This window comes from Nocardia sp. NPDC049526 (genome assembly GCF_044465765.1).
GTDB lineage: Bacteria > Actinomycetota > Actinomycetes > Mycobacteriales > Mycobacteriaceae > Nocardia.
In genome coordinates, this window is the sequence record NZ_JBITMA010000002.1 from 971838 (window position 1) to 993590 (window position 21753).

At 66.5% G+C, this 21753-nt stretch carries 23 protein-coding genes; 11 read left to right on the forward strand and 12 right to left on the reverse strand.

The features are described 5' to 3' along the window. Positions 1 to 121 precede the first annotated feature (121 nt). Positions 122 to 562, reverse strand: coding sequence for a hypothetical protein (locus tag ACIBW7_RS09155; protein ID WP_397045601.1), 441 nt, complete (start codon positions 560 to 562; stop codon positions 122 to 124). 302 nt (positions 563 to 864) lie between these two features. On the opposite strand from ACIBW7_RS09155, the gene lexA reads away from it, so the two are divergent. Next, positions 865 to 1575, forward strand: a complete 711-nt coding sequence (gene lexA, locus ACIBW7_RS09160; protein ID WP_397045603.1) for a transcriptional repressor LexA — start codon at positions 865 to 867, stop codon at positions 1573 to 1575. A gap of 7 nt (positions 1576 to 1582) precedes the next feature. On the opposite strand, the gene ACIBW7_RS09165 is transcribed toward lexA, so the two are convergent. Next, the gene (locus ACIBW7_RS09165; protein ID WP_397045605.1) at positions 1583 to 3202 is read right to left on the reverse strand and encodes a carboxylesterase/lipase family protein; all 1620 of its coding nucleotides are present in this window, start codon (positions 3200 to 3202) and stop codon (positions 1583 to 1585) included. A 124-nt stretch (positions 3203 to 3326) separates the two neighbouring features. Between ACIBW7_RS09165 and ACIBW7_RS09170 the strand changes: the two genes are divergently transcribed. Genes ACIBW7_RS09170 through ACIBW7_RS09190 form a run of 5 tightly spaced genes read left to right on the forward strand, consistent with a single transcriptional unit; the run spans position 3327 to position 8607 of the window. Next, positions 3327 to 4670 (forward strand): cytochrome P450, encoded by a 1344-nt coding sequence (locus ACIBW7_RS09170; protein WP_397045607.1) that lies wholly within the window; start codon positions 3327 to 3329, stop codon positions 4668 to 4670. Further along, entirely contained in the window at positions 4667 to 5566 is a 900-nt protein-coding gene (locus ACIBW7_RS09175) for an alpha/beta fold hydrolase (RefSeq protein ID WP_397045609.1), read from the forward strand. Before ACIBW7_RS09170 ends, ACIBW7_RS09175 begins: the two co-directional genes overlap by 4 nt. Continuing rightward, a complete protein-coding gene (locus tag ACIBW7_RS09180) occupies positions 5550 to 6407 on the forward strand; it encodes an SDR family NAD(P)-dependent oxidoreductase (protein ID WP_397045611.1) in 858 nt (285 codons plus the stop codon). The genes ACIBW7_RS09175 and ACIBW7_RS09180 overlap by 17 nt, the downstream gene beginning before the upstream one ends. Then, positions 6404 to 7939 (forward strand): flavin-containing monooxygenase, encoded by a 1536-nt coding sequence (locus tag ACIBW7_RS09185; protein ID WP_397045613.1) that lies wholly within the window; start codon positions 6404 to 6406, stop codon positions 7937 to 7939. The genes ACIBW7_RS09180 and ACIBW7_RS09185 overlap by 4 nt, the downstream gene beginning before the upstream one ends. 35 nt (positions 7940 to 7974) lie before the next feature. Continuing rightward, a complete protein-coding gene (locus ACIBW7_RS09190) occupies positions 7975 to 8607 on the forward strand; it encodes a TetR/AcrR family transcriptional regulator (protein WP_397045615.1) in 633 nt (210 codons plus the stop codon). Here ACIBW7_RS09190 and ACIBW7_RS09195 read toward each other — a convergent pair. Next, positions 8604 to 9269 (reverse strand): class I SAM-dependent methyltransferase, encoded by a 666-nt coding sequence (locus ACIBW7_RS09195; protein WP_397045617.1) that lies wholly within the window; start codon positions 9267 to 9269, stop codon positions 8604 to 8606. The genes ACIBW7_RS09190 and ACIBW7_RS09195 overlap by 4 nt on opposite strands. Positions 9270 to 9813: 544 nt before the next feature. On the opposite strand from ACIBW7_RS09195, the gene ACIBW7_RS09200 reads away from it, so the two are divergent. Beyond that, the gene (locus ACIBW7_RS09200; protein ID WP_397045790.1) at positions 9814 to 10458 is read left to right on the forward strand and encodes a formylglycine-generating enzyme family protein; all 645 of its coding nucleotides are present in this window, start codon (positions 9814 to 9816) and stop codon (positions 10456 to 10458) included. A 9-nt stretch (positions 10459 to 10467) separates the two neighbouring features. Here ACIBW7_RS09200 and ACIBW7_RS09205 read toward each other — a convergent pair whose 3' ends face one another. Beyond that, entirely contained in the window at positions 10468 to 12003 is a 1536-nt protein-coding gene (locus ACIBW7_RS09205; protein ID WP_397045619.1) for an aldehyde dehydrogenase family protein, read from the reverse strand. Between the two features lie 150 nt (positions 12004 to 12153). Here ACIBW7_RS09205 and ACIBW7_RS09210 point away from each other — a divergent pair, with 150 nt between their 5' ends. Beyond that, positions 12154 to 13182 carry an AraC family transcriptional regulator gene (locus ACIBW7_RS09210; RefSeq protein ID WP_397045621.1) on the forward strand — a complete coding sequence of 343 codons (1029 nt, stop codon included), beginning with the start codon at positions 12154 to 12156 and terminating at the stop codon, positions 13180 to 13182. Between the two features lie 33 nt (positions 13183 to 13215). Here the strand turns inward: ACIBW7_RS09210 and ACIBW7_RS09215 are convergent, their stop codons facing one another. The 4 genes from ACIBW7_RS09215 to ACIBW7_RS09230 all read right to left on the reverse strand — a co-directional run bounded on the left by ACIBW7_RS09215 (position 13216) and on the right by ACIBW7_RS09230 (position 15878). Beyond that, positions 13216 to 13995 (reverse strand): MerR family transcriptional regulator, encoded by a 780-nt coding sequence (locus ACIBW7_RS09215; protein WP_397045623.1) that lies wholly within the window; start codon positions 13993 to 13995, stop codon positions 13216 to 13218. Positions 13996 to 14018: 23 nt separating this feature from the next. Continuing rightward, a complete protein-coding gene (locus tag ACIBW7_RS09220; RefSeq protein ID WP_397045625.1) occupies positions 14019 to 14525 on the reverse strand; it encodes a VOC family protein in 507 nt (168 codons plus the stop codon). Between the two features lie 88 nt (positions 14526 to 14613). Continuing rightward, the gene (locus ACIBW7_RS09225) at positions 14614 to 15270 is read right to left on the reverse strand and encodes a TetR/AcrR family transcriptional regulator (protein WP_397045627.1); all 657 of its coding nucleotides are present in this window, start codon (positions 15268 to 15270) and stop codon (positions 14614 to 14616) included. 2 nt (positions 15271 to 15272) lie between these two features. Further along, positions 15273 to 15878: a TetR/AcrR family transcriptional regulator gene (locus tag ACIBW7_RS09230; RefSeq protein WP_397045629.1), complete on the reverse strand. Its 606-nt coding sequence runs from the start codon at positions 15876 to 15878 to the stop codon at positions 15273 to 15275. Between the two features lie 465 nt (positions 15879 to 16343). Between ACIBW7_RS09230 and ACIBW7_RS09235 the strand changes: the two genes are divergently transcribed. Further along, positions 16344 to 16979: a class I SAM-dependent methyltransferase gene (locus tag ACIBW7_RS09235; protein ID WP_397045792.1), complete on the forward strand. Its 636-nt coding sequence runs from the start codon at positions 16344 to 16346 to the stop codon at positions 16977 to 16979. A 75-nt stretch (positions 16980 to 17054) separates the two neighbouring features. Next, on the forward strand, positions 17055 to 17717 hold the full coding sequence (locus ACIBW7_RS09240; RefSeq protein ID WP_397045631.1) for a histone deacetylase: 663 nt from the start codon (positions 17055 to 17057) through the stop codon (positions 17715 to 17717). Here the strand turns inward: ACIBW7_RS09240 and ACIBW7_RS09245 are convergent. From ACIBW7_RS09245 to ACIBW7_RS09255, 3 genes are all read right to left on the reverse strand, one after another. Then, a complete protein-coding gene (locus tag ACIBW7_RS09245) occupies positions 17666 to 18148 on the reverse strand; it encodes a hypothetical protein (protein ID WP_397045633.1) in 483 nt (160 codons plus the stop codon). The genes ACIBW7_RS09240 and ACIBW7_RS09245 overlap by 52 nt on opposite strands. 216 nt (positions 18149 to 18364) lie before the next feature. Next, positions 18365 to 18739, reverse strand: coding sequence for a hypothetical protein (locus ACIBW7_RS09250; RefSeq protein WP_397045635.1), 375 nt, complete (start codon positions 18737 to 18739; stop codon positions 18365 to 18367). A gap of 26 nt (positions 18740 to 18765) precedes the next feature. Continuing rightward, positions 18766 to 20268: a hypothetical protein gene (locus ACIBW7_RS09255; RefSeq protein WP_397045637.1), complete on the reverse strand. Its 1503-nt coding sequence runs from the start codon at positions 20266 to 20268 to the stop codon at positions 18766 to 18768. Between the two features lie 179 nt (positions 20269 to 20447). Between ACIBW7_RS09255 and ACIBW7_RS09260 the strand changes: the two genes are divergently transcribed. Beyond that, a complete protein-coding gene (locus ACIBW7_RS09260; protein WP_397045639.1) occupies positions 20448 to 21251 on the forward strand; it encodes a response regulator in 804 nt (267 codons plus the stop codon). On the opposite strand, the gene ACIBW7_RS09265 is transcribed toward ACIBW7_RS09260, so the two are convergent. Further along, positions 21191 to 21634, reverse strand: coding sequence for a hypothetical protein (locus tag ACIBW7_RS09265; RefSeq protein WP_397045641.1), 444 nt, complete (start codon positions 21632 to 21634; stop codon positions 21191 to 21193). The two genes, ACIBW7_RS09260 and ACIBW7_RS09265, sit on opposite strands and share 61 nt — an antisense overlap. Positions 21635 to 21753 lie beyond the last annotated feature (119 nt).

The following is a 21753-nucleotide window of genomic DNA, read 5'->3' on the forward strand; positions in this document are numbered from 1 at the left end:
GAGTTGCCTAGGTCACGTTTTCAGGCACAGTAGCAACATGTTCTAGTTTGCAATCGACAATTTCGGCCACGCTTCGTGGCGGATCGACCGGTCGCCATCCGCCACACCGGGTTTCGACGAGCTACCGCGGCACACCGACTCCCACACCGTCCGGAACCAACCGCTGCTCGACCACGGCGGGCACCGTAGTCGGGGTCTCGCCGCCGAAAGTTCCTGCGCGCCAATGCGCCAACCCGATCAAAGCCGTCACCGCCAGCGCGCTCAGCAGCGCGGACACCGCGAGCACCGCGAAACCGACCTGCGCCTGTTCGACCCGCTCCATCGGATGCGGCCCCCGCGCCCGACGCAGTGCGGGCGTTCGACCGGAACCGCGGTCGTACAGCACCACCGCACCGCCGGGCCGACTGTCGCGCGGACGCCGGTCCGTCACGACGCGCGCGGACTCCAGGGCGCGCACGCCACCGCGATGCGGGCGCTGCACGCGCGGAACGGTTTCGAAGCCGAGATCGAGGTCGGCCTCGTCCTCGAGGTCGGTGCTCAGGGCGCTGATCGCTGTGCTCATCGGACAAACCTCCGTGAAGGGGTGTTGGTGGCTGCTCAGGTATGTCACGAGACGATGGAGGTAGCTGTTCGATCAAGTGTTCGAAGAACTTGTGTTCGATTTCTACCACGCTCCACCGACAAAGTCAGCAGAAAACGCCGACATGCCTCGAACAGATGTTTGATACATCGGCGTTACCCGACTAGATTCGTAAGACGAAATCAAAGGACAGGCGACGAGAGCGACGGGCACGAAGGCGGCAGCTTGCGTAACCACGGCGGACCCCGCGAACGGCGCGAATCAAACACAGAAGGGCGGTTGCGGTGAGCCACACAGACGACACGGGCGACGAGAGCGGAGTTGGCACCGACCCGTCCGGTACCGGGGTGGATCTCACCGTGCGACAGCGCAAAGTCCTGGAGGTCATCCGCACCTCGGTGAGCGAGCGCGGCTACCCGCCGAGCATCCGCGAGATCGGCGATGCGGTCGGACTGACCTCCACCTCGTCGGTCGCCCATCAGCTGCGCACCCTCGAGCGCAAGGGCTATCTGCGCCGCGACCCGAATCGCCCACGCGCCGTTGATGTTCGCGGTCTCGACGAGGCGGTGCGCGCGGTCACCAGCCTGCCCGGCACCGAGGATGTCGAGACCGGCAGGCCGGTCCCGACCTTCGTGCCCGTCCTGGGCCGGATCGCCGCCGGTGGCCCGATCCTGGCCGAGCAGGCGGTGGAGGATGTCTTCCCGCTGCCGCGTGAACTGGTCGGCGACGGCTCGCTGTTCCTGCTCAAGGTCGTCGGTGAATCGATGGTCGACGCCGCGATCTGCGATGGCGACTGGGTGGTCGTGCGCCAGCAGAATGTCGCCGATAACGGCGATATCGTGGCCGCGATGATCGAGGGCGAGGCGACGGTGAAGACGTTCAAGCGCACCGGCAAGGAGGTCTGGCTCATGCCGCACAATCCGCTGTTCGAACCGATTCCGGGTAATGACGCGCAGATCCTCGGCAAGGTTGTCACGGTCATCCGGAAGATCTGAGCGGCGTTCAGCGCGGCAGCATGGGTGTCCAGAAGTCGGCTCGGTGGTCGGCAGCGTAGGTGTCGATGAGCCGATTTCCGCTGGGCCGGAAGGACATGACCAGCGGTGCGGCCGGGCCGTAGGCCGGGATCGGCTCGAGACCGGCCGGATCCGGACGCGCATCGATGGTGAATCGGGTCCAGTACCTTCGCATTTCGGTGGCGAGGCGCTGTTGGTCCGGGGTCTGGACAACGCCGTAGAGCCAGCCGAGTTCGCGCAGGCTCCACAGCGACGCCAATTCGCTGGCGTGGTATGCGCCCAGCGGGAAGGTATTCGGTGGGCCGAGCGGCGCCGGGTCGTCGAAGGAATAGGCGTAGGTGGGCGTGCGCGGGCCGAGCCCGTCGTATTCGACAACCAGCATGGTGAGGATGCGATCGGTCCAGGCGCGTGACAGTGCGAGTGCGGGCTCCGGATATGCGGCGGCCGGATAGGTCTGTTCGACGCGGTCGAGTTGCTCAGGCGTCAGATCGGGCATCGCGTCGGACAGTGCGTCGCGGTATCCGGCGGCGGTCAGCGGCCTGCCAAGGGGCACACCGTATTTCATGTACACCCACAGCGACATCTCGTCGTTGTTCGCACCGACGAGCGTGGGCACATCGGCGAAGGCGCCGTTGCGCACGGCCTCCTGTGGCCCGGACGGCAGGAACCGGCCCCCGAATACCGTTGCGGTGAGGGAATCGTTCACCAGCGTATCGACCGGCAGCGCGCGCAGGCACGCTGCGGTATCGGGTCCGGCGCACCCGAGACGTGCGGCGTACGCGTCACCATCGGCCATCGCCGTCGCGGCGGGCACACCCGGACTGCACGGTCCGCTCTCCATGATCGCGGCCCGGAACAGCCCACGCGAGCTCGGCGCGACCATCTGAGTGCATACCGACGTCGCACCGGCCGACTCGCCCGCCAGCGTCACGCGCTCCGGATCACCACCGAATGCCGCGATATTGCGCCGCACCCAGCGCAATGCGGCCTGCTGATCCAGATAGCCGTAATTCCCGGCCCCGGAACCCTCATCGAGCGCCGAGGCGGCGAGGTAACCGAGCGTGCCGAGTCGGTAGTTGATCGTGACCACGATCAGGTCGCCGTCACCGTGTGCGATCAACGGCTCGGCGCCGTAGACGTCGCCGGAGCCGGTGACGAAACTGCCACCGTGGATCCAGACCAGCACCGGTAGCCCACCACCGTCGGCGGACGGGTTGCGCGGCGTCGAAACGTTCAGATACAGACAGTCTTCCGATTTCGTCGGGTTCGCACCGATCACCCCGTAGAAGTCGTTTTCCTGCGGGCAGCTCGGCCCGGCCACGGTGGCATCCCGAACCCCGGGCCACGGCGCGGCCGGAGCCGGTGGCCGCCACCGCAACTCGCCGACCGGCGGGGCCGCAAAGGGAATGCCCGCGAACAGTCGATGCTCCGCGGCCACGATGCCGCGCAACTGACCGGTCTCGACGGTGACGAGATCGGCGGCGGCCGGCTCGGCGGGCGCCGGTCCGGCCACACCGATCAGCACGATGACGGCCGCGAGGATGGCGAACCAACTCTGAGCCGTGCCGCGGAACCAGCCTCCCGTTGTCACCCAACGATGCTTGCGCACGCGCCCACGCTAACTACCTGCACCGCCGCAGTGGGCGGCAATTCCGAAAGTGACCCTTGCCACACGCGGTACGTGAGCGTACCGTGCTTTTGGTACATAGATGTACCACGCTGGGAGGTGCCGCATGACCACGGTGAAATTGCCCGACGGGCCGACGAGTCCGGCCTTCTTACAGGCCATCGAGGTGATGGCGAGCCGCACCCGCGCATGGCGCCGATTGCACCAGCGGTACGGCTCGGCATTCACGGTCTACCTACCGCGCTTCGGACGGATGGTGGTGCTGTCCGAGCCGGCCGAGGTGAAGGCACTGTTCACCGCGAGTTCCGATGTGGCCGATAACGTCGATGTCAATCTCGGGCAGTTCCTCGGTCCGGGCTCACTGTTCTCGCTGCGCGGCGCCGAACATCGTAAGCAGCGAAAATTGCTCACTCCGCCGTTCCACGGTCGTCGCCTCGCGGTGTACGAGACGCTGATCGAGGAGGAGACGGTGCGCGAGCTGGCCACCTGGCCGCAAGGCCGGGAGTTCGCGACGATGGACTCGATGATGCGGATCACCCTGAATGTGATCCTGCGCGCCGTATTCGGCGCCGAGGGCAAGGAATTCGACGAACTGCGCGAGCTGCTGCCCAAACTGGTGCTGGTCGGGTCGGCGCTCGCGGCACTGCCGGTGCCGCAAAAGTTCTTGGGGCGGTACGGTCCATGGGCCCGCTTCGCCGCGCACCGCCGCAACTACGACGAGATCGTCGGCAGGCTCATCGACCGCGCCGCCACCGATGAGCACCTCGCCGACCGCGACGATGTGCTGGCGATGATGCTGCAGGCCCGCTACGACGACGGCACCGCGATGACCCGCAGCGAGATCGCCGACGAACTGCTCACCCTGCTCACTGCCGGCCACGAGACCACGGCGACCACCCTGTCGTGGACCATCGAGCGACTGCGCAGACATCCGGAAGTGTTGCGGCGCTTGGTCGCCGAGGTCGACGAAGGCGGTTCGGCGCTGCGCGAGGCCACCCTGCTGGAGGTGCAGCGGGTGCGTCCGGTCATCGACTCGACGGTCCGCAAGATCCGCGCGGAGTCGATGCAGTTGGGTCGGTGGACCCTGCCCGAGGGGCAGAATGTGCTGATCAGCATTCGGCTCATGCACGACAACGAGGAACTGTTCCCGAAGGCCCGCGCCTTCGATCCGGATCGTTTCGTCGGTGTCCGACCGGGCACCTTCAGCTGGATTCCATTCGGCGGCGGCGCCAGGCGTTGCATCGGCGCGGCCTTCGCCACCATGGAGATGAATGTCGTATTGCGCACGCTGCTACGGGATTTCACGCTCGAGCCGACCGCCGCACCGGATGAGCGCACACACTTCCGCGGTGTCGCGCTGGTACCCGCCAAGAAGGGCCGCGCCGTGGTGTATCGGCGCGCGCCGCGGACCATCACGGCCGAGGCCAGGGCCGAACAGGTAACGGCATGAGAGAGCAATTCGCCGATGCGGGCCACGGCGTCGCCCTCGCCTACGAGCGCCTCGGTGACGGCGGCACTCCGCTGCTGCTCGTCGCCGGACTCGGTCAGCAACTGCACGACTGGCCCGACGGTCTCTGTGAACTGCTCGTCGCGCGCGGCTACGACGTCATCCGCTTCGACAATCGCGACGTCGGCAAGTCGACGCACTTCGGCTTCCCGCCGCCTGGCCCGCTCGATTTCCTGCGAAAACGTTGGCACACAGCGCAATACGACCTATCGGAGATGGCCGCCGATACCGTCGGGTTGCTCGACGCGTTGGAGCTGAGCTCCGCGCATGTGGTCGGGATGTCGCTCGGCGGGATGATCGCGCAGACGGTCGCCGCCCGCTATCCGGCCCGAGTCGCCTCGCTGACCTCGATCATGTCGACCACGGGCGCGGCGCGGGTCGGGCGTCCGGCCCTGTCGACCTGGCGGCTGATGTTCGGCCGACCGGCCCGCACCCGAACCGAACACATCGATCGCTCGGTTCGCATGTACCGCCACATCTGCTCACACGGCTATCCGTTCGACGAGCAGGCAGTGCGCGCCGCCGCGGCGACGACCTGGGACCGCGATCCCCATCCGGCAGCGGGCGTCGGCCGTCAACTCGCCGGCATCCTCAAATCCGGTGACCGCACCGCGGAACTCGCCGCCGTCGTCGCCCCGACGCTGGTCCTGCACGGTGACCGCGACCTGATGGTGAATCCGACCGGCGGCACCGTCACGGCGAACGCCATCACGGGTGCGCGCCTGCACACCCTGCCCGGCATGGGCCACGACCTGCCCGTCGGCATCCGGCCGACGCTCACCGACCTCATCGACACCCATATCCGCACCGCCAGGAGCACCGATGCCCCGTACCGCTAGGCCGCTGTCCGGCCGTCCCGCCATGATCACCGGCGCTGCCTCCGGCATCGGTCGCAGTCTCGCCCAATTGCTTTCGCGTCGTGGGTCGCCCGTGGCTATCGCCGATATCGACGAGGTCGGCTTGAAGCAGACGGCCGCCACCCTGACCGGACCGGTGCTCATCCGCGTGCTCGACGTCCGCGATGCCGCCGACCAACTCGCCTTCGCCGCCGAAGTCGAGGACTGGCTGACCGAACCGTTGGCGGCGGTATTCAACAATGCCGGTGTGGCGGTGAGCTCGTCGGTGCTGGACGCGGTTCCGGAAGACGATGAGTGGCTGCGGCAGATCAACTTCGACGGCGTGGTCAATGGCACCCGCGCGTTTCTGCCCATTCTGGTCGAACAGGACCAGGGCGTCATCGTGAATACCTCCAGCGTATTCGGACTACTCGGCATGCCGAATCAAAGCGCCTACTGCGCGGCGAAATTCGCGGTGCGCGGCTTCACCGACTCACTGCGCCAGGAACTTCGAGGCACCGGAGTATCCGCGGTGAATGTGCACCCGGGCGGTATCACCACCAACATCGCGCGCAATGCCCGGGTGCGCAAGGATCCCGAGGGGCGCGGCCGTTCGCATGAGCAGATGGCGGCGGAGTTCGAGGCCATCACGTTGACCTCGCCGGACAAGGCGGCCGAAATCATCTGTCGCGGGGTCGAACGCGGGAAGTCGCGCATTCTGGTCGGGCCGGATGCCTACGTGTTCGACGCACTCGCGCGCATAGCGCCGACTCACTACTACGACATATTCGCGGTGCTGGAGCGGCAGCTGCGGGCTCGCGCCAAGGCGGGAGTGACGGTATGAGAGCATCGCGAAGCGATTCGATGAGCGGTGGCGGCCGGGAGACGGGTGGGCCAGAGCATTTCGATGTGCTGATCGTCGGTGCCGGTCTCTCCGGCATCGGCGCGGCACACCATCTGCAGACGGCCCTCCCGAAACGCAGCTACGCAATTCTGGAGGCGCGCACGGCAATCGGCGGCACCTGGGATCTGTTCCGTTATCCGGGCGTACGTTCGGATTCCGATATGCACACCCTCGGTTACCGTTTCCGGCCGTGGACACGGGCCGCGGCCATCGCCGACGGGCCATCAATCCTCGACTACATTCGTGATACCGCGTCCGAAGCCGGTATCGATCGCCGAATCCGGTTCGGGCACAAGGTCATCGGCGCATCCTGGTCGACCGAAGCGGCGCAGTGGACGGTGACGGCCGAACACGACGGCACCACCTCGACATACACCTGCGGCTTCCTGTACGTGTGCAGCGGCTACTACCGCTACGACCACGGCTACACCCCCGAGTTCGCCGGAATCGAGGATTTCCGCGGGCAGCTCGTACATCCGCAGCAGTGGCCCGCCGACCTGGACTATGCGGGTAAGCGAGTCGTCGTGATCGGGAGCGGGGCCACCGCGGTGACCCTGGTTCCGGCCATGGCCGAGGCGGCGGCGCAGGTGACCATGCTGCAGCGCTCCCCCACCTACATCTTGTCCGTGCCCACCGAGGACGCGGTGGCGATCCGCCTGCGCGAACGGCTCGGGCCCCGCCGGGCCTACACGATCACCCGCTGGAAGAACGTGCTGATCAGCACGCTCATCTACCAACTCAGCCAGCGGCGTCCTCGCATGATGCGCAACTTCATCCGCAAGCAGACGGCCGCGCTACTGCCGACCGGATACGAGGTGGACGTCCACTTCAAGCCGACCTACAACCCGTGGGATCAACGGCTCTGCCTGGTGCCGGACGGGGATCTGTTCCAGGCGATCCGGGCCGGGCGCGCCGCCGTGGTCACCGACCGCATCGAGAAGTTCACCGCCGACGGCCTGCGGCTGGCCTCGGGCGCCGACCTGCCCGCCGATATCGTGGTGACGGCCACCGGTTTGCAATTGCTCGCCTTCGGCGGGATCGAATTCAGCGTCGACGGCCGGGCCGTCCCACTGCCCGACACCATGGCCTACAAGGGGATGATGCTGAGCGGCGTCCCGAACTTCGCCTTCACCATCGGCTACACCAATGCGTCCTGGACGTTGAAGGCGGATCTGGTGGGCGAATTCGTGTGCCGGTTGCTGCGGCATATGGACGACAACGGCTATGACCAGTGCACGCCGTGGCCGGATCCGAGTATCGCCCCGGAGCCCCTGCTGAACTTCCAATCCGGCTACGTCCAGCGCGCCATCGACCACTTCCCCAGGGCCGGATCGCGACGGCCGTGGCGATTGGGTATGAACTACGCCCACGATGTGCTCGCACTGCGCCATGGGCGGATCGAGGACGGCACCATCCGGTTCGCGAGCCGGGCCGCCGTATCCGACCAGACTCCGGTGCGTGTGAGGTCATGATCGCAGCGGCGGCGGGGCGAACTAACCTGATTCTTGTGACCCGTGCCGAGCCCACCGCCAACCTCGCCAGCGAGAGCACGCCGGAATCCGCATTCCGGCGTCGCCTCCTCGATGCGATGGCCGAGGCCGTGCGCGATCGCGGTTATCGCGAAACAACCGTGGCCGATGTGGTCCGCAACGCGCGCACGTCCCGTCGCACCTTCTACGAACATTTCGACAGCAAGCAGGACTGTTTCATCGCGCTGCTCGCCGAGCGCAACAATGAGACCATCCAGCAGATCTACGATGCCGTGGATCCGGCCGCGCCCTGGCGCACCCAGGTCCGGCAGGCCATCGAGGCCTGGATCTACGCATCCGATCAGGACACGTCGATCACCCTCGCCTGGATTCGGGACATCCCCGCGCTCGGCGAGGCCGCCGCTCGCCAGCTCCACCACGATACCGGCGAGGCCTTCATCAATCTGATCCAAAGCCTCACCGCCACACCGGGATTCGAGGCTCCCGGACTGCATCCACCGACGCGTCAGATGGCGACCATCCTCTACGGTGGTTACCGCGAACTCATCGCCTCCACGGTCGAAGCGGGCAAGGACATCCGCGACATCATCGACGTCGCGGTCGATACGGCCATCGCCCTGGTCGGCCCGCGCTACGAGCCGCGGGGCTAGTCCTTCACGGCCGTGAACTGCGCCAGCGCGCCATTGCACACCAACTCGACCTCGCGCAGACCCGCCGCGGCGATCCAGCCCGACAGCTCGGCCGCGGTACCGGACGGACCGAATACGCCCATCGTCCGCATCACCCGCATGTGCAAGTCGAAGCGCGGTTGGACCCCGCGCACCACACAACTGCCGACCAGCCGCCCATCCGGCGCGAGCACCCGGGCGAGCGAGGCGACCGCGGCAGCCGGATCCGGCATACAGTGCAGGCCCGCGAAACTCACCACCAGATCGAATTCGCCGGTGGCGAAGGGCAGGTCGACCACATCCGCGCGCACATAGTCGATATCGGACAGCCCGGCGCGCTCGGCCGCGCGACGCGCCGCCGCGAGCTGGTCATCCGAAATGTCCGCGGCCACATAGCGGAGCTTGCGATCGGGTGCGAGTCGACGCAGGGTCACGCCGCCGCCGACCGGCAGATCAAGCAGCGCGGAACCCTCCGGCAGTTGATTGACGACATCCATCGCCGCATACATCCGACGGGTGTCGCAGCCCCACATCACCTGTCCGGCGGGCCGGGCCAGCCGCGGATGGTCGAGCACGAAGTCGTATACCGGAGCCCCCAGATTTCCCCAGACTCGGCTCTGCCACACTTCACGGACGTCGGGCACTGTCGTCTCCTCTTCGCGCGGTGGGAGTCAAGGCTAGGCCGGAGGTCATCGGCGTGCCAAGACTTTCGCCGATACGCTCTGCTTCGTCAGCGCGGCAGGTGCGCAAGCACAGCGGCCGCGACGGCGCGGCTCACGACAGGCTTCGGGCTCTGCACTGTGACAATCGGCACCAGGCGTGCACTGCGGGGGTCCTGCACACCCGAGAATTCTTCTCCGACAACGAGATCGACGACCGTATCGCCGTGACGTTCGTACTCGGAACCGGTGTACCTGTCGTAATCCTGCTGCCGCGCCTGCGCGGGAATCGTTGCGCGCTCACGGTATTCGAAGCCGATAAATAGTCGCAGCCGTTCTCCCCAGTTCGGCGCGCTGTTGTGAGGACAGGCCCGTATACCGGTCGGTGCGGTATACCTGCTTACCGTCGATCTTCAAGACCTCTGCCCGCGTCACCGTATCAGAAATCCACGCCCCGCCCTGGTCGTCGTGGCGCCGCACGGCGATGCGCATGCATTACCATCGGCTAGCTGTGCGTGCGGAAATCGAGATGGTCGCGCTGCCCGCGGGGCGAGTGACGCTGTCGGATCGGCGAACCCAGCGGAGTTGGGCGGTCGAGGTGGCGGCTTTTCGGCTGGCGACGTTTTCGATTACCCAGTCGCAGTATGAGCAGGTCACCGGTGAGCTGCCGAGTGCGGCTCGGGGTGATCGGCTGCCGGTCGAGGGGGTTTCGTGGTTCGATGCGATCCGGTTCTGCAATGGCCTGTCATTGGAGGCGGGTTTGCCGCCCGCGTATCGCGTACACGACGACGAGGTCGAGTGGGATGCCGATAGCGACGGGTACCGGCTGCCGACCGAGGCCGAGTGGGAGTATGCGTGCCGGGCGGGCACTTCGGGGCCGCGATATGGCGAACTCGACCAAATCGCCTGGTATCGCGGAAATTCCGGCGAGCACGTGCACGAGGTAGGCGGCAAGCTGCCCAACGCCTGGGGCCTGTACGACATGCTCGGCAATGTCTGGGATTGGTGCTGGGACATTTACGACGCCGAGGTGTACGACTCGTATCGGGTGCTGCGCGGCGGCGGCTGGTCGGACGAGAAATGGAGTTGCCGGGCCTCGGTGCGACGGCGCAGCCATCCGACCTACCGGATCGACGATGTCGGATTCCGGGTCGCGCGTTCGATATTCGCCTGATTCGGCGCCTTATCGCTTGCCGCCCAAGAACTTCGGTAGCTTGCGCCTGCCGCGCCCGTCGAGCGCGCGCATCAATCCTGCCACCACGCGCAAGCGCCCACGCGAGGCCGGATACCACATCAGTTCACGCTTCATCGCCGGTACGCGCGGCACCGTAATCGCTTGCTGGCGACAGTATTTCCGGATTCCGGCGGCCCCGCCCCAGCGCGCGCCGATCCCGGAATCCTTCCACCCGCCCATCGGCAGCGCGAAGCTGAACAGATTCGCGAAAGCGTCGTTGACATTGACCGCACCGGCTTCCAGCCGCCGCGCAACCCGCTCGCCGCGCTTGCGGTCTCTTGTCCAGACCGTGGCCGAGAGCCCGTAGACCGAATCATTGGCCAGGCGCACCGCCTCGTCTTCGTCGGCGACCTTCAGCACCGGAATGGTCGGGCCGAATGTCTCCTCGCTGATGCACGCCATCGAATGGTCCACATCCACCAGCACGGTCGGTTCGAAGAAGGTGCCGACCCCGGTCGCCTTGCCACCGATGGTGACCCGCGCGCCCGCGGCCACCGCCTGCTCGACATGGCGTGCCACGATATCGCGCTGGGTCTCGGTCGCCATCGCGCCGATATCGAAAGCGAACCCGCGCCCGTCGTGTCCCTGCCGCAGCTTGCGCACCTGTTCGGTCAGGCTGGTCACGAACTCGTCGTAGACCGGCGCCTCGACATACACCCGCTCGATCGAGATACACACCTGCCCGGAATTGAACAGTCCGCCAAATGCGATGCCCGCCGCCGCCCGCTCGATATCGGCGTCCGCGAGCACGATCGCCGGATCCTTGCCGCCGAGTTCCAAGCTATACGGGGTCAGGGTCGCGCCGCAGGCGGCCGCGATCGCCTTACCGGTCTTGGTGGACCCGGTGAACTGGACATAATCGACCGCCTCGACGACCGCGCGTCCGGTATCTCCACGCCCGGTCGACACCGCGAAGACCGGCGGCGCACCGATCTCGGCCCACCCGCGCGCCAGCGCGACCGCACTCAACGGCGTGATCTCCGACGGCTTGACCAGCGCCGCGGCACCGGCCATCAGCGCGGGCAGCGCATCGAAGCACACATTGAGCAGCGGAAAGTTCCACGGCGTAATGATGCCGACCACCGGATGCGGCCGGTAGGTCTTGACCAGCCGCTTGGTCCGGCCGAGCGGACTGTGCGGAGCCGGATGCTCGTCGAGCAGGAATTTCGCGGCATTGCGCGCCCAGTATTTGATCAGGTCGACCGCAGCGGGCACCTCGATCTCCGCGTCATAGCGGGTCTTACCGGTTTCGGACTGGACCACATCGGTGAGCTCGTCGGAATTATCGATCAGCCAATCCTGCAGCCGAAACAGCCATTCGGCGCGCTCATGCGGACCGATCGCCTCCCATTCCGGCTGGAACAGGCGCAATTCGCGCACCGTCGCGGCCACCGCCGCACTCGATTCGTCGGGCACCCGGCCGGTGACGCTGCCGTCGGCCGGATTGCGTACCTCGATCTCGACCTGCTGTTCCGCCGTACTCATCCGGCTCACCTCCTGTGCTGTGCCCACCTCCAGCGTGGCATTTCCGGCGGCGTGGCACCGGGTGTTCCGATTTTCCTGCGATGGAGAAGACAGGATTGATACCTTCCGCCAAGAGCAAGACGCGACCGGCTTCGACGAGGATGCAGTTCAGTGTTCGATTGGGATCTCCTGCGTAGTACATCCAGCGTGCATGTACTGATGCAATTGGCGCAGGAACGCGGCATGTCGCCGGAAGTCTGTCTCGCGGGCACCAAGCTGCTGCCCGAGGTGGTAAGCGGTCCCGATGCCGAGGTGACGGCGCGGCAAGAGGTGCGCGTCGTGCGGAATCTGCTCGCGCGATGCGGCGCTGAACCCGGATTGGGCGTCGAGGCCGGGAACCGCTACCACTTATCGTTGTACGGGCCATGGGGGCTGGCGCTGCTCAGCAGTCACACGGTGCGCGAGGTGATCGAGGTTTCGCTGCGCTATGCCGATTCGGCCTTCGTGTTCGGCCGGTTGACCTTCGAGGAGGGACCGGCCGAGTCACGGCTCATCTTCGACGATTCGGAGATTCCGGAGGATGTGCGCGCATTCCTCACCGAGCGCGTCATCACCGGTTTCCAGTCCATCGGCCGGGAGCGGTTCTCCGCGGGTGTGCCCGCCACCCGGATCAGCTTCCGCCATCCCGCTCCGGCGGATACGACGCGCTACCGAACCGTCTTCGGTGCCGAACCGCAATTCGACGCGGCGGTCAACGAATTGGCCTTCGACAGTTCGTATCTCGATGTCGCGCTGCCGCAGGCCAACGAATGGGCGCGCGGGACATGCGAACAACTGTGCCGCGATCTGCTCACCGCCCGTCGCGCCCGCACCGGTGTCGCCGGTTCGGTGCGTGACCTGCTGGTCCGCAATCCGAGTGAGATTCCGGACCAAATCGCCGTCGCCGCAGCGCTTTTCATGAGCCCGCGCACGCTGTCTCGCCGCCTGCGCGACGAAGACACCTCCTTCCGCAACCTCCTCGACGAGGTACGCCAGATGATGTCGGAGGAACTGCTCAGCCACACCGATATGACCACCGAACAGGTGGCCGCCCGCCTGGGCTACGCCGAAGCCGCATCCTTCATCCGCGCCTTCCGCCGCTGGCAAGGCTGTCCGCCACAGGAATTCCGAGCCCGCGGGACGCTCGTCGCAACCAGGTGAACCCTCGACGCAAACGTCGAGAGGACGCTTACATCAGCCCATTCTCGGCTGATCCGCGTTGGCGTGGATGATGGCGGATAGCCAAGGGGTCAGGCCGGGGGCGAGGGTGTCGAAGAAGGTGCTGTAGTTCGGGTCGTTGAGATAGCTGCGGGCGATGCAGATGTGCATGGCGGGGGTGCAGTCGAAGTAGGTGTCGATGGAGGCGCGGTGGCGCTCGGCCAGGGCGTTGGCTTCGTCGCTGCCGGGGAGCACTCCGGCGCGGTAGGCGGCGGCGAGGTCGGAGTTGAGTGCGTCGACGGTATCGGCGATCTGTTGCCAATCCGCGGCGGTTCGGTCCGCGGCGCGTTCGGCGTACTGAGCCCACTGGGCGGTGTCACCCCAGCGGTCGTGGGCCTGGGCGGTCCACGTGGGTTGCCAGTGCTCGCCGAAGATCTCGACCTGCTCCTCGGCGGGGAGCAGGATTCCGGATTCTCTGGCCTCGATCAAGCGGTCCATGCCATCCGCCATCTGCTGCAGGCGAGCGGCGCGCTCGCGGAGTTCGTCGCGCTGCCGACGCAGCGATGACGTCGCATCGGCGGCGGGCGCATCCAGGATCGTCTTGATCTCGTCGAGGGGTATTCCCCGCTCACGGTAGATCAGCACGCGATGGATGCGGGCGAGGTCCGCGCTCGTGTAGAGCCGGTACCCGGCGTCGGTGCGCTCGGTCGGGCACACGAGCCCGATCGCATCCCAATGGTGCAGCGTCCGGATCGTGATGCCCGTGCGCGCGGCGGCCGCACCGACGGTGAGACCGGCATCGGCCTGATCAGTCACACCGTCCAGTCTGACAGGCGCGCTCACGCCGGCGGCTCCCCGATCCCGATGGACCGCAACAGCGCGGCTTCGGCACTGTTCGCATCGTACGGTCGCGCCGCGGTCATGATCACCCGCGTGTTGTCCGGCGTTCGGATCTCGAGATCCACCGTATTCCACGGCCTCGGCCGCGGACCGGACGTGCAACCGGGCAGCAGCTGCTCGCATGCGGCCGCGATCTCGTCGAGCTGGCTCAGCACGCAGGCGAAACTCACGCTCAGTTCGGTTGCCGCCGCGGCCTGGTCGGCGGATACGAGCAGGACATCCTGGAATGCCCAGCGCCGCAGGTGGGTGAGTCGGCCGGGAATGGAGAACAGGTCGAAGAAGCCGAGTCCGCGCGTCCAGAAGTCCACCGACGCGACCAGATCAGCCGTCGGCACCGTGACGAACATCGGCATCCCGTAGAGGCCGCGGAAAAGTTCCGGCGCCACGGCGTCGAGGGCTGGTACGGGAACCGGACTGATATCGAATGCTGGGTAGGTTTCGCTCACCGCCACATCGTCGAGCCTGACGTAACGTCAGGGTCAAATCACGGCCCGCCGGACCGACATGGGCGAACTGATCGAACGGCGAAAGTCGCTATGCCGCACGGAAGAACAGGTAGTCGAACAGGGCCAGAATTCGGTCGATGCCGAATTCATCGGGATGGTCGAGTACCAGGCGCGCCGCGGTTTGGATGGTGCCCTGTACGACCTGGGCCAATACATCCGGATCCACGCCATCGGCATCGGGCTGGTCCGCCAGCCACAGTCCGAGTGCATGCCGCAGTGGTGCGCGCAATTCGTCGCGAGCCGCGGCGACCCGTTCCCGCAGTACCGGCGGCACACCGTCGATCGGGAAGTACACCAGCCGCCAGGTGTCGGGCATCGAGCAGACCTCGGTCAGGAAGCGGCCGAGCATCGCGCGCAGCTGTTCCGGTGCGGCGGTGCCGAATTCGGGTGTCGTGGCGGTCTCGGCGACCGAGCGGGCCACTGCCGCCGCCATGCGGGCGGTCTCGCGTTCGATGAGCGCCTCGAGCAGTTCGTCACGGCTGCCGAAGGAGTCGTAGACGACGGGCCTGGTCACCCCGCCACGCTCGGCGACGGCCGCAATGCTCACGCTGGTGAACCCCGCCTCCGCCACAATGCGCAACGCCGCGTCGAGTAGCTGCGCACGCCGGTCCGCCGGCTGAAGTCGCTTGGCGTACTTGCGTTTAGGCGATTGATTATGGGGCGCTGCTTGTTTCGCGTCGGCCATCGCTAGTTCTCCCCGACTCCGGCGGTCGCGACCGCCCGGCGCGCCACCCAGCGCAATGTCCTGGATACCGCCTCGCGCCGTTGCGCGCCGTCCTCGGCGAGCACCAGCCTCGCACCGGTCTCGCTCGCACTGATCACCGCGTAGCTCAACAACTCTTCGTCCATATCTCGCTCGGTGAGCGCGGCGATCAGCGCGAGCACCGCTCGACTGCGCTCCCGCAGCGCCTCGCGGCCGCGATCCACCCGTTCGTGCGCGGTTTCGGGTAGGCCGTCGCCGGGCATGAGCACGAATCGCCAACTCTGCGGCGCGGCCGCGACGAGGTCGAGAAAGATATCGACGGCATCGGCCGAGACGTCCGCCGCGATCGCGGCCGGATCCGCGCCCTCCTGGAATACCGGAGTCGCCTCGGCCGCCATGGCCAGCACCCGTTCTTCCTCGCGATCGAGCAGTGCCTCGAATAGTTCGTCCCTATCACCGAATTCGGCGTACAGCGCGGGGCGGGTAACACCCGACGCTCGCGCGATCGCATGCATACTGGCGCCGGCGTAGCCCTCGCGCACGATCAGATCCCGTGCCGCGTCGAGAATGTCGTCGCGTCGTGTTGACAATTACCCTCCAACGTCGGCTGACGAACACCTGTTTCAGATTTGCTCCGGCTGGGCCAGTGTACGCATTTCGCTCGCGCCCGCCGCGGATTCGACTTCCTGGCGCGCGAATAACGCACCGGCGCAAAGGGTGCGTGGAATTTGATTCCGTTGTATTCGGTGCGTCCCTTAAGATTCGGCGGCGCGGAAGAATGCGGTGCGACCGGCTTTGACGCGTTCCCGACGCAGACGGTCCCCACCCGGCGCGTGGCGAACAGGATGGCCGAGAGGATCACCTCACCGGCGCTCCATCTTGCGGCATAGCCTCCTGAGACAATAGCGCCCGACAGAGTGATATCACTCCTTGCGGAACTTCGGGTCACTCACTGGTCAGGCATACACCGCCATCACCGTGCAGACCAGAGTACCGATTCCGTCCCAGACAACTTAGGCTGTGGTGACATCTTCGAAGGGACAGCGATGTCTGCCATATCGGAATCGCCGACGCGCGCACTCAACGGATTGGTGACCCGCGGCTGGAACCGGGCCGCGCAGCTCTACAACTTACCGATGCTACAGCGGGTGGCCTATCGCCCACCGCAGGACGAGATCATCGCGCAATTGCGGATCGGCGGGGCGCGGCGGATCGCCGATATCGGCTGCGGCACCGGCATTCTCGCCGCCCGCATCGAACGCGAGCTGCACCCGGATGTGGTGTACGGCTGCGATGCTTCGGTGGGAATGTTGAAGCGGGCGCGGTCGCGGTCGGTTCGGGTGAACTGGCGCAATCGGCAGGCCGAGGATCTCGGCCTGCCCGATGGTGCGGTGGAGGCGGTGGTGTCCACGCACGCCTTCCATTTCTTCGATCATGCGGCGGCGCTCGCGGAGTTCCATCGGGTGCTGGCGCCAGGCGGGTTGCTCGCGATCGTGATCAATAATCCGCGCAGCCGGTGGGCAATGGCCCTACAGCCGCCTGCCGTGCGGGGGCTCGCCTACTTTCCGCCGCCGGAGGAGATGCGTTCGCTGGTGGAGGCGGCCGGATTCACCGTCGTCGAACAGCGGCCGGTGCATCGCCCGCTGCCGAACTCGCTGGTACCGGACGTGCTCACGGTCGCAAGGCGCTGATACCGCCACCCGTGGCATGCTCGTGTCATAGGTGATTTCCGACCGGAAGGCGGGTGCGATGCCCGAACCAGCGCCATGACCGAGACCGTGTGGTACGCGTCGTACGGCTCGAATATGCATCTGAGCCGCCTGCGCTGCTACCTCGCCGGCGGCACACCCGACGGCGGCGCGATCACGCTCCCCGGCTGCCGCGACGGGGCCGAACCGCTGCGCTCGGTACCGCTGACGCTGCCCGGCCTGCAATATTTCGCCACCGAATCCCTGACCTGGACCGGCGGCCGTGCCTTCTACGATCCCGATGCCTCCGGTGAAACCGCCGCCCGCGCCCATCTGGTCACCATCGACCAGTTCTGCGATATCGCCGCCCAGGAGATGTACCGAACCCCCGGAACCGACCTGGACCTGTGCGAGGCAATCACCCACGGCCGCTTGACGCTCGGTCCCGGTCGCTACGAAACCCTGGTCTGCACCGACACTTTCGAGGGACATCCGGTCCTCACCATCACCGCTCCGTGGCGCTACACCGACCTGCCCGGCAACCCGCCGTCGGCCGCCTACATACGCCACCTCGCCGCGGGCCTGACCGAATCCCACGCCTGGACGGTCGAAGAGATCGCCGACTACATCGCCACCCGCCCCGGCGCGGAACTCGGCTGGACCGCCGCGACCATCGCCACGCTGCTGGGTCAGGCCACGCGAATGGATGCGGAGACGATCGCGCCGTCCCGAACGACGTAGTAGCCCGCGAATGTGCGGTAGGTGCCGTCGGATTGCCGGGCGGACAGCCGGATGTGGATGGTGTCGCCCTCTTCCGAGGTGATCGTCACCGCATCGTGGTCCGTGGTGGCCAGGCCATCGACGAAATCGTCGTAGCTGGAGTCGAGATTGCGGCCGCCGAGCGCCCACGCCTGCGGATAGTCGCGCCGGTCGATCGCGTCGAAATAGGCGTAAACGACTGCGGCGGAGGCGGATACCACTGCCGCGACGGTGGTCGGCGGCGCGCTGGTCGTTGTCGCCGCCGGGGTGCGAGCGCCGAGCGCCTCCACCATCGGGACCGTGGAAGCGTTCGGCGTCGCGGACGGCCCCGAGCCGCCGTCGGACAGGGTGAGTACGAGTACCACCGAGACTGCGGTGGCGAGCGCCGCCGGCAATAGCACCGGCGCGCTCACGAAAGATGTTCTCGGAGTGGGCCGTTCAGGTTGCCCAGACGCGAGGTCGGTGCCACAGCCGGTGCAGAACCGGCGTGCGGTAACGGTCGGTTCGCGTCCACAGTTCCAGCACACCTGCGCACCGCACGAGGTGCAGTGCCGCTGCCAGGTCCCGGGGAGCGGGCCCCGGCATTTCCCGCATGTCGCCATGAGAACCGCCGGGCACCGTCGCGCTGCTCAGCCGCCGAGGATCGAGGTGGCGGCGACCTCCAGGGCCGTCACCACCCCGGCCAGCGAACCGATGCCGACCACCGCCCTGGCGACGGCATGCAAAAGTCCGACGAGCAGATGCCGGTTCGGGCGGTCCCTGTCGGCCTCGGCGCGGGCCTGTTCGACGGCGGCGACGATATCGTCGCGATCACCCATCCCCTCGGTGGCCGTGCCGATGACACTCAGCAGATCGGTCAGCGCGTCACGGAGTTCGGGCAGATTCGTCGGCGCCGCCGCATGGCGCGGACCATTGGTATTGGTGACCGTCGCATCGTGTCCGCCGATCGCCGATCGGGACAGCCGCGCATCGCCGCCGATGGTCACTCCGGTGTTCTTGTCCATGGGTGCCTTCCTGTGGGTGGTGGGTCTCATCGCTCGGCCGCGTCGCCGGCCGTCGCGTTCACCGTCGTCGCGGTCGAACCGCCGATCGACGAATTGAGCAGCGTCGCATCGCCACTGATGGTCACGCTGTTATTGGTGATCTGTTCGCCGCGCCGCAGCAGTTCGTCGGGATCGATGTTCTTCTCCACGAGGAAGGCGGCCAGCGTCTCGAAGACCCGCTTCTCCAGGATCTTGGTGTACATCTCCTGGTCGAGCAGCTGGAAGTAGCGGTGGTAGCCGATCGACCTGCCGCGCTTGTCGACGCGCAGATCACTGGCCGCCTCCCGAATGCTCAGCAGCGCACCGTGATCGAAGGTGAAGACCTGGCTGATCTCGTTCTGCTGACGCGCCAGCTTCCGGCGCCTGCGCACGTCCGCGAAAGCCTGGTACACGACATTCGGCACGGCGCGCAGCCACATGCGCGGCAGCCGGAGCAGACTGCGCCACAGCAGTTTCACCAGTTGGCGCGGACGCGGGCGCAACAGCAGTTCGTCGACTTCGTGATAGGCCCTGCGCAGCGGCGGCACCATGCAGTACGTGGACTCCACGAACAGCGAGGTGGAGCTGGCGGCCAGCCGCAGGAATCCGGACCACGCCAATTCGCCGTCCCAGCCGATGATTTCGGTGGTCAGATAGGGCCGGGCGCGATCCTCCGGCGCGAGCATCAGCGCTTCGACCGTGGATTCCGGAACCCGGTCGAGCGGGCGCCCCAGCTCATCCGGCAGGAAGCGCCGATCGTGATGAATATCGTTGCCGTTGACGAACAATCGGTTGTAGACGTCGAGATTCGGCACGTCGAGCTGGGCGATCTGCTTGCGCAGCCGTTCATTCAGTTCGATGACGGTGAATTCCTGGATCGGCGCATCGTCTTTGCGCGCCTTGGTGATGTCCAGCGCCATCGACCACGCGCCGAGCGGAAATCCGTGTCCGAGGAACGGCTGATAGCCGTGGTACACCGTGACATTGCCGCCCGCGTACGCCGCCACATGTTCGATTTCGCCGCGGACCGCCGCCAGATGCGGCACCGGTGCGCTCGAAGCCCGAAAGACCCCGCGCCGCAATGTATGTGCCGTGCGGCCCCAGCGTGCCGCATACGCCTCGGCGAAGACCACCGCCCAGGCGAGCAGGATGGCGAAAATCGCCAGCTTCGACAACAGCGCGAACGGATTGAGGACATTCAGGTAGCTGAGCGCGCCACCGGGCTCGATGCCGAGGAATTGGTTTCCGATCAGCAGGACCAGCACGGTGAACAGCGCGAGATCACGGATCAGATGCCGAGTCCGTGCGGCCACCGCGTGTTTGGCCACCGCGACCAGATCGACACCGGGTGAACGAGCGACCGATCGCAGCGGTTCTTCCAACACCTTCTCGACCACCTCGGTGGCGAGCACACTGTCCAAATGGACAGCCGCGCAAAGATACCGGGTGGCCTCGTCACGACGCAGCGAACCGGGTGCGGTCGGCTGCGTCCTCCCCTCCGTAGGATCCACTCGGCGCGAGGGCGCCCGACAGTTCCCGCAGAACGCGTAGTCTTCGGGGTTCGTATGGTCACACTCTGGGCATTGCACACCGGTAGCCAAACATTTCACCGGGATCGGTTCGGCGGAAATTCACTGTGCTGTACCGCAATTCGCCTGCACAGGACCACGGCGGGTGTAAGAATCACCCGATGAGCCTGGGTGCGGGCAATATGTTGCTCGAACGGGATATGGGGCACCTGCGAATACTGGTGGCCTCGCCGCTGGGCCGGGTCATCGAGCCGGTACTGAAACAAGCATTCGCTGGCTCGACCATCGCGGTGGCGCTGGACCGGCAGGCCGTGCGCCGCGAGGTCGTGCACCAGGTCCGCTTCGATGTGGTGATCACCGACCTGATCTGGAACGATCCGGCGCTGGAATACGGCTTCGACGGCCTGGATGTGCTGGATATGCTGGGTTCGGCGCAACGGCAGGCCGCGGTGCTGATGGCGGCGCAGGGACACAGCATGGAGCGCGACCATTTGGACGAAGCACTGCTCAGGTCTTCGGAATTGGCCGGTTTCTATTCGAAATCCTCTGGCGTCCCGGCATTGTTGGAGGCGATTCCTCCGGCGGCCACCGGACGGCGGCCGCATCTCGAGCCGCCGCCGGCCACACCGCCCCCGCTGTATCGGCTGTTCCAGGGGCAGCGCGGTGAGACGGCCGCGCGGCTGGCCGGAGCCATCGCCGCGGGCCGCGGCACCGATGCCGTTTCACTGGCCAAGGCCGCCCGGGTCGGTCTCAATACCGCCAATAAGGTGGCCAGTGTCTATATCGGGCCGATCGTGCTCGAACGTGGCGAGCACGATCCCGAATTACCGCTTACCGCCAATGCGATCTATCGGTGGTGCGGCGTACACGCGCACTACCTGCTCAGCTGGTGCCGCCGCAACGGTCACGACGACGTACTCACGGCTGACACACCGAGCAGCGGTTCGTCGAGATCCACCCGATAGCGCCTGGAGCGCAGCCCGCCGCCGCACGCGATCAAACGCGCGGCCAGTGCGCCGACGGCACCGGCCATGGTCGCCGCGGTGCCGAGCTGCGGCCAGGTCGGCAGCGTATGGCCTACCTGGGTGAGCGAATAGCGCAGTCGCGAGGTGAGTCCGCCGCCGACTATGGCACCGACCAGCCGTGACCGCCGGACCGGATCGCCGAGTTCGGCGAGCGACCAGTGCGCCGCGAACTCGACACGGCCGTGCAGGATCGGATAGGCCGGGTCGAGGTCGTAGCGTTCGATATCGAGCAGCACATTGTCGCCGTTGTCGGTGACCATGACGACCGGGATTCCGGCCGCCTTCGCGCGCCGTCGGATATCGAATCGAGCCCCCCGGCCCACCCTCCTACCACGCTCCGACGATAGGGATTTCGCGTGCGCGGCCGAAAGAGTCGTACGGACCTTGTATTGACTACTACCGACCCTGCTTTCGCAGCTCAGACCATGAATAGCGGTCCTGA

Bases quoted from the DNA above. Each gene is read 5' to 3' on its own strand.
- ACIBW7_RS09225 (WP_397045627.1), bottom strand. From the start codon at position 15,270: ATGGCCGACGCGAAACAAGCAGCGCCCCATAATCAATCGCCTAAACGC.
- ACIBW7_RS09180 (WP_397045611.1), top strand. From the start codon at position 5,550: ATGCCCCGTACCGCTAGGCCGCTGTCCGGCCGTCCCGCCATGATCACC.
- ACIBW7_RS09175 (WP_397045609.1), top strand. From the start codon at position 4,667: ATGAGAGAGCAATTCGCCGATGCGGGCCACGGCGTCGCCCTCGCCTAC.
- ACIBW7_RS09250 (WP_397045635.1), bottom strand. From the start codon at position 18,739: ATGGACAAGAACACCGGAGTGACCATCGGCGGCGATGCGCGGCTGTCC.
- ACIBW7_RS09200 (WP_397045790.1), top strand. From the start codon at position 9,814: ATGGTCGCGCTGCCCGCGGGGCGAGTGACGCTGTCGGATCGGCGAACC.
- ACIBW7_RS09260 (WP_397045639.1), top strand. From the start codon at position 20,448: ATGAGCCTGGGTGCGGGCAATATGTTGCTCGAACGGGATATGGGGCAC.
- ACIBW7_RS09170 (WP_397045607.1), top strand. From the start codon at position 3,327: ATGACCACGGTGAAATTGCCCGACGGGCCGACGAGTCCGGCCTTCTTA.
- ACIBW7_RS09205 (WP_397045619.1), bottom strand. From the start codon at position 12,003: ATGAGTACGGCGGAACAGCAGGTCGAGATCGAGGTACGCAATCCGGCC.
- ACIBW7_RS09185 (WP_397045613.1), top strand. From the start codon at position 6,404: ATGAGAGCATCGCGAAGCGATTCGATGAGCGGTGGCGGCCGGGAGACG.
- ACIBW7_RS09240 (WP_397045631.1), top strand. From the start codon at position 17,055: ATGACCGAGACCGTGTGGTACGCGTCGTACGGCTCGAATATGCATCTG.
- ACIBW7_RS09155 (WP_397045601.1), bottom strand. From the start codon at position 562: ATGAGCACAGCGATCAGCGCCCTGAGCACCGACCTCGAGGACGAGGCC.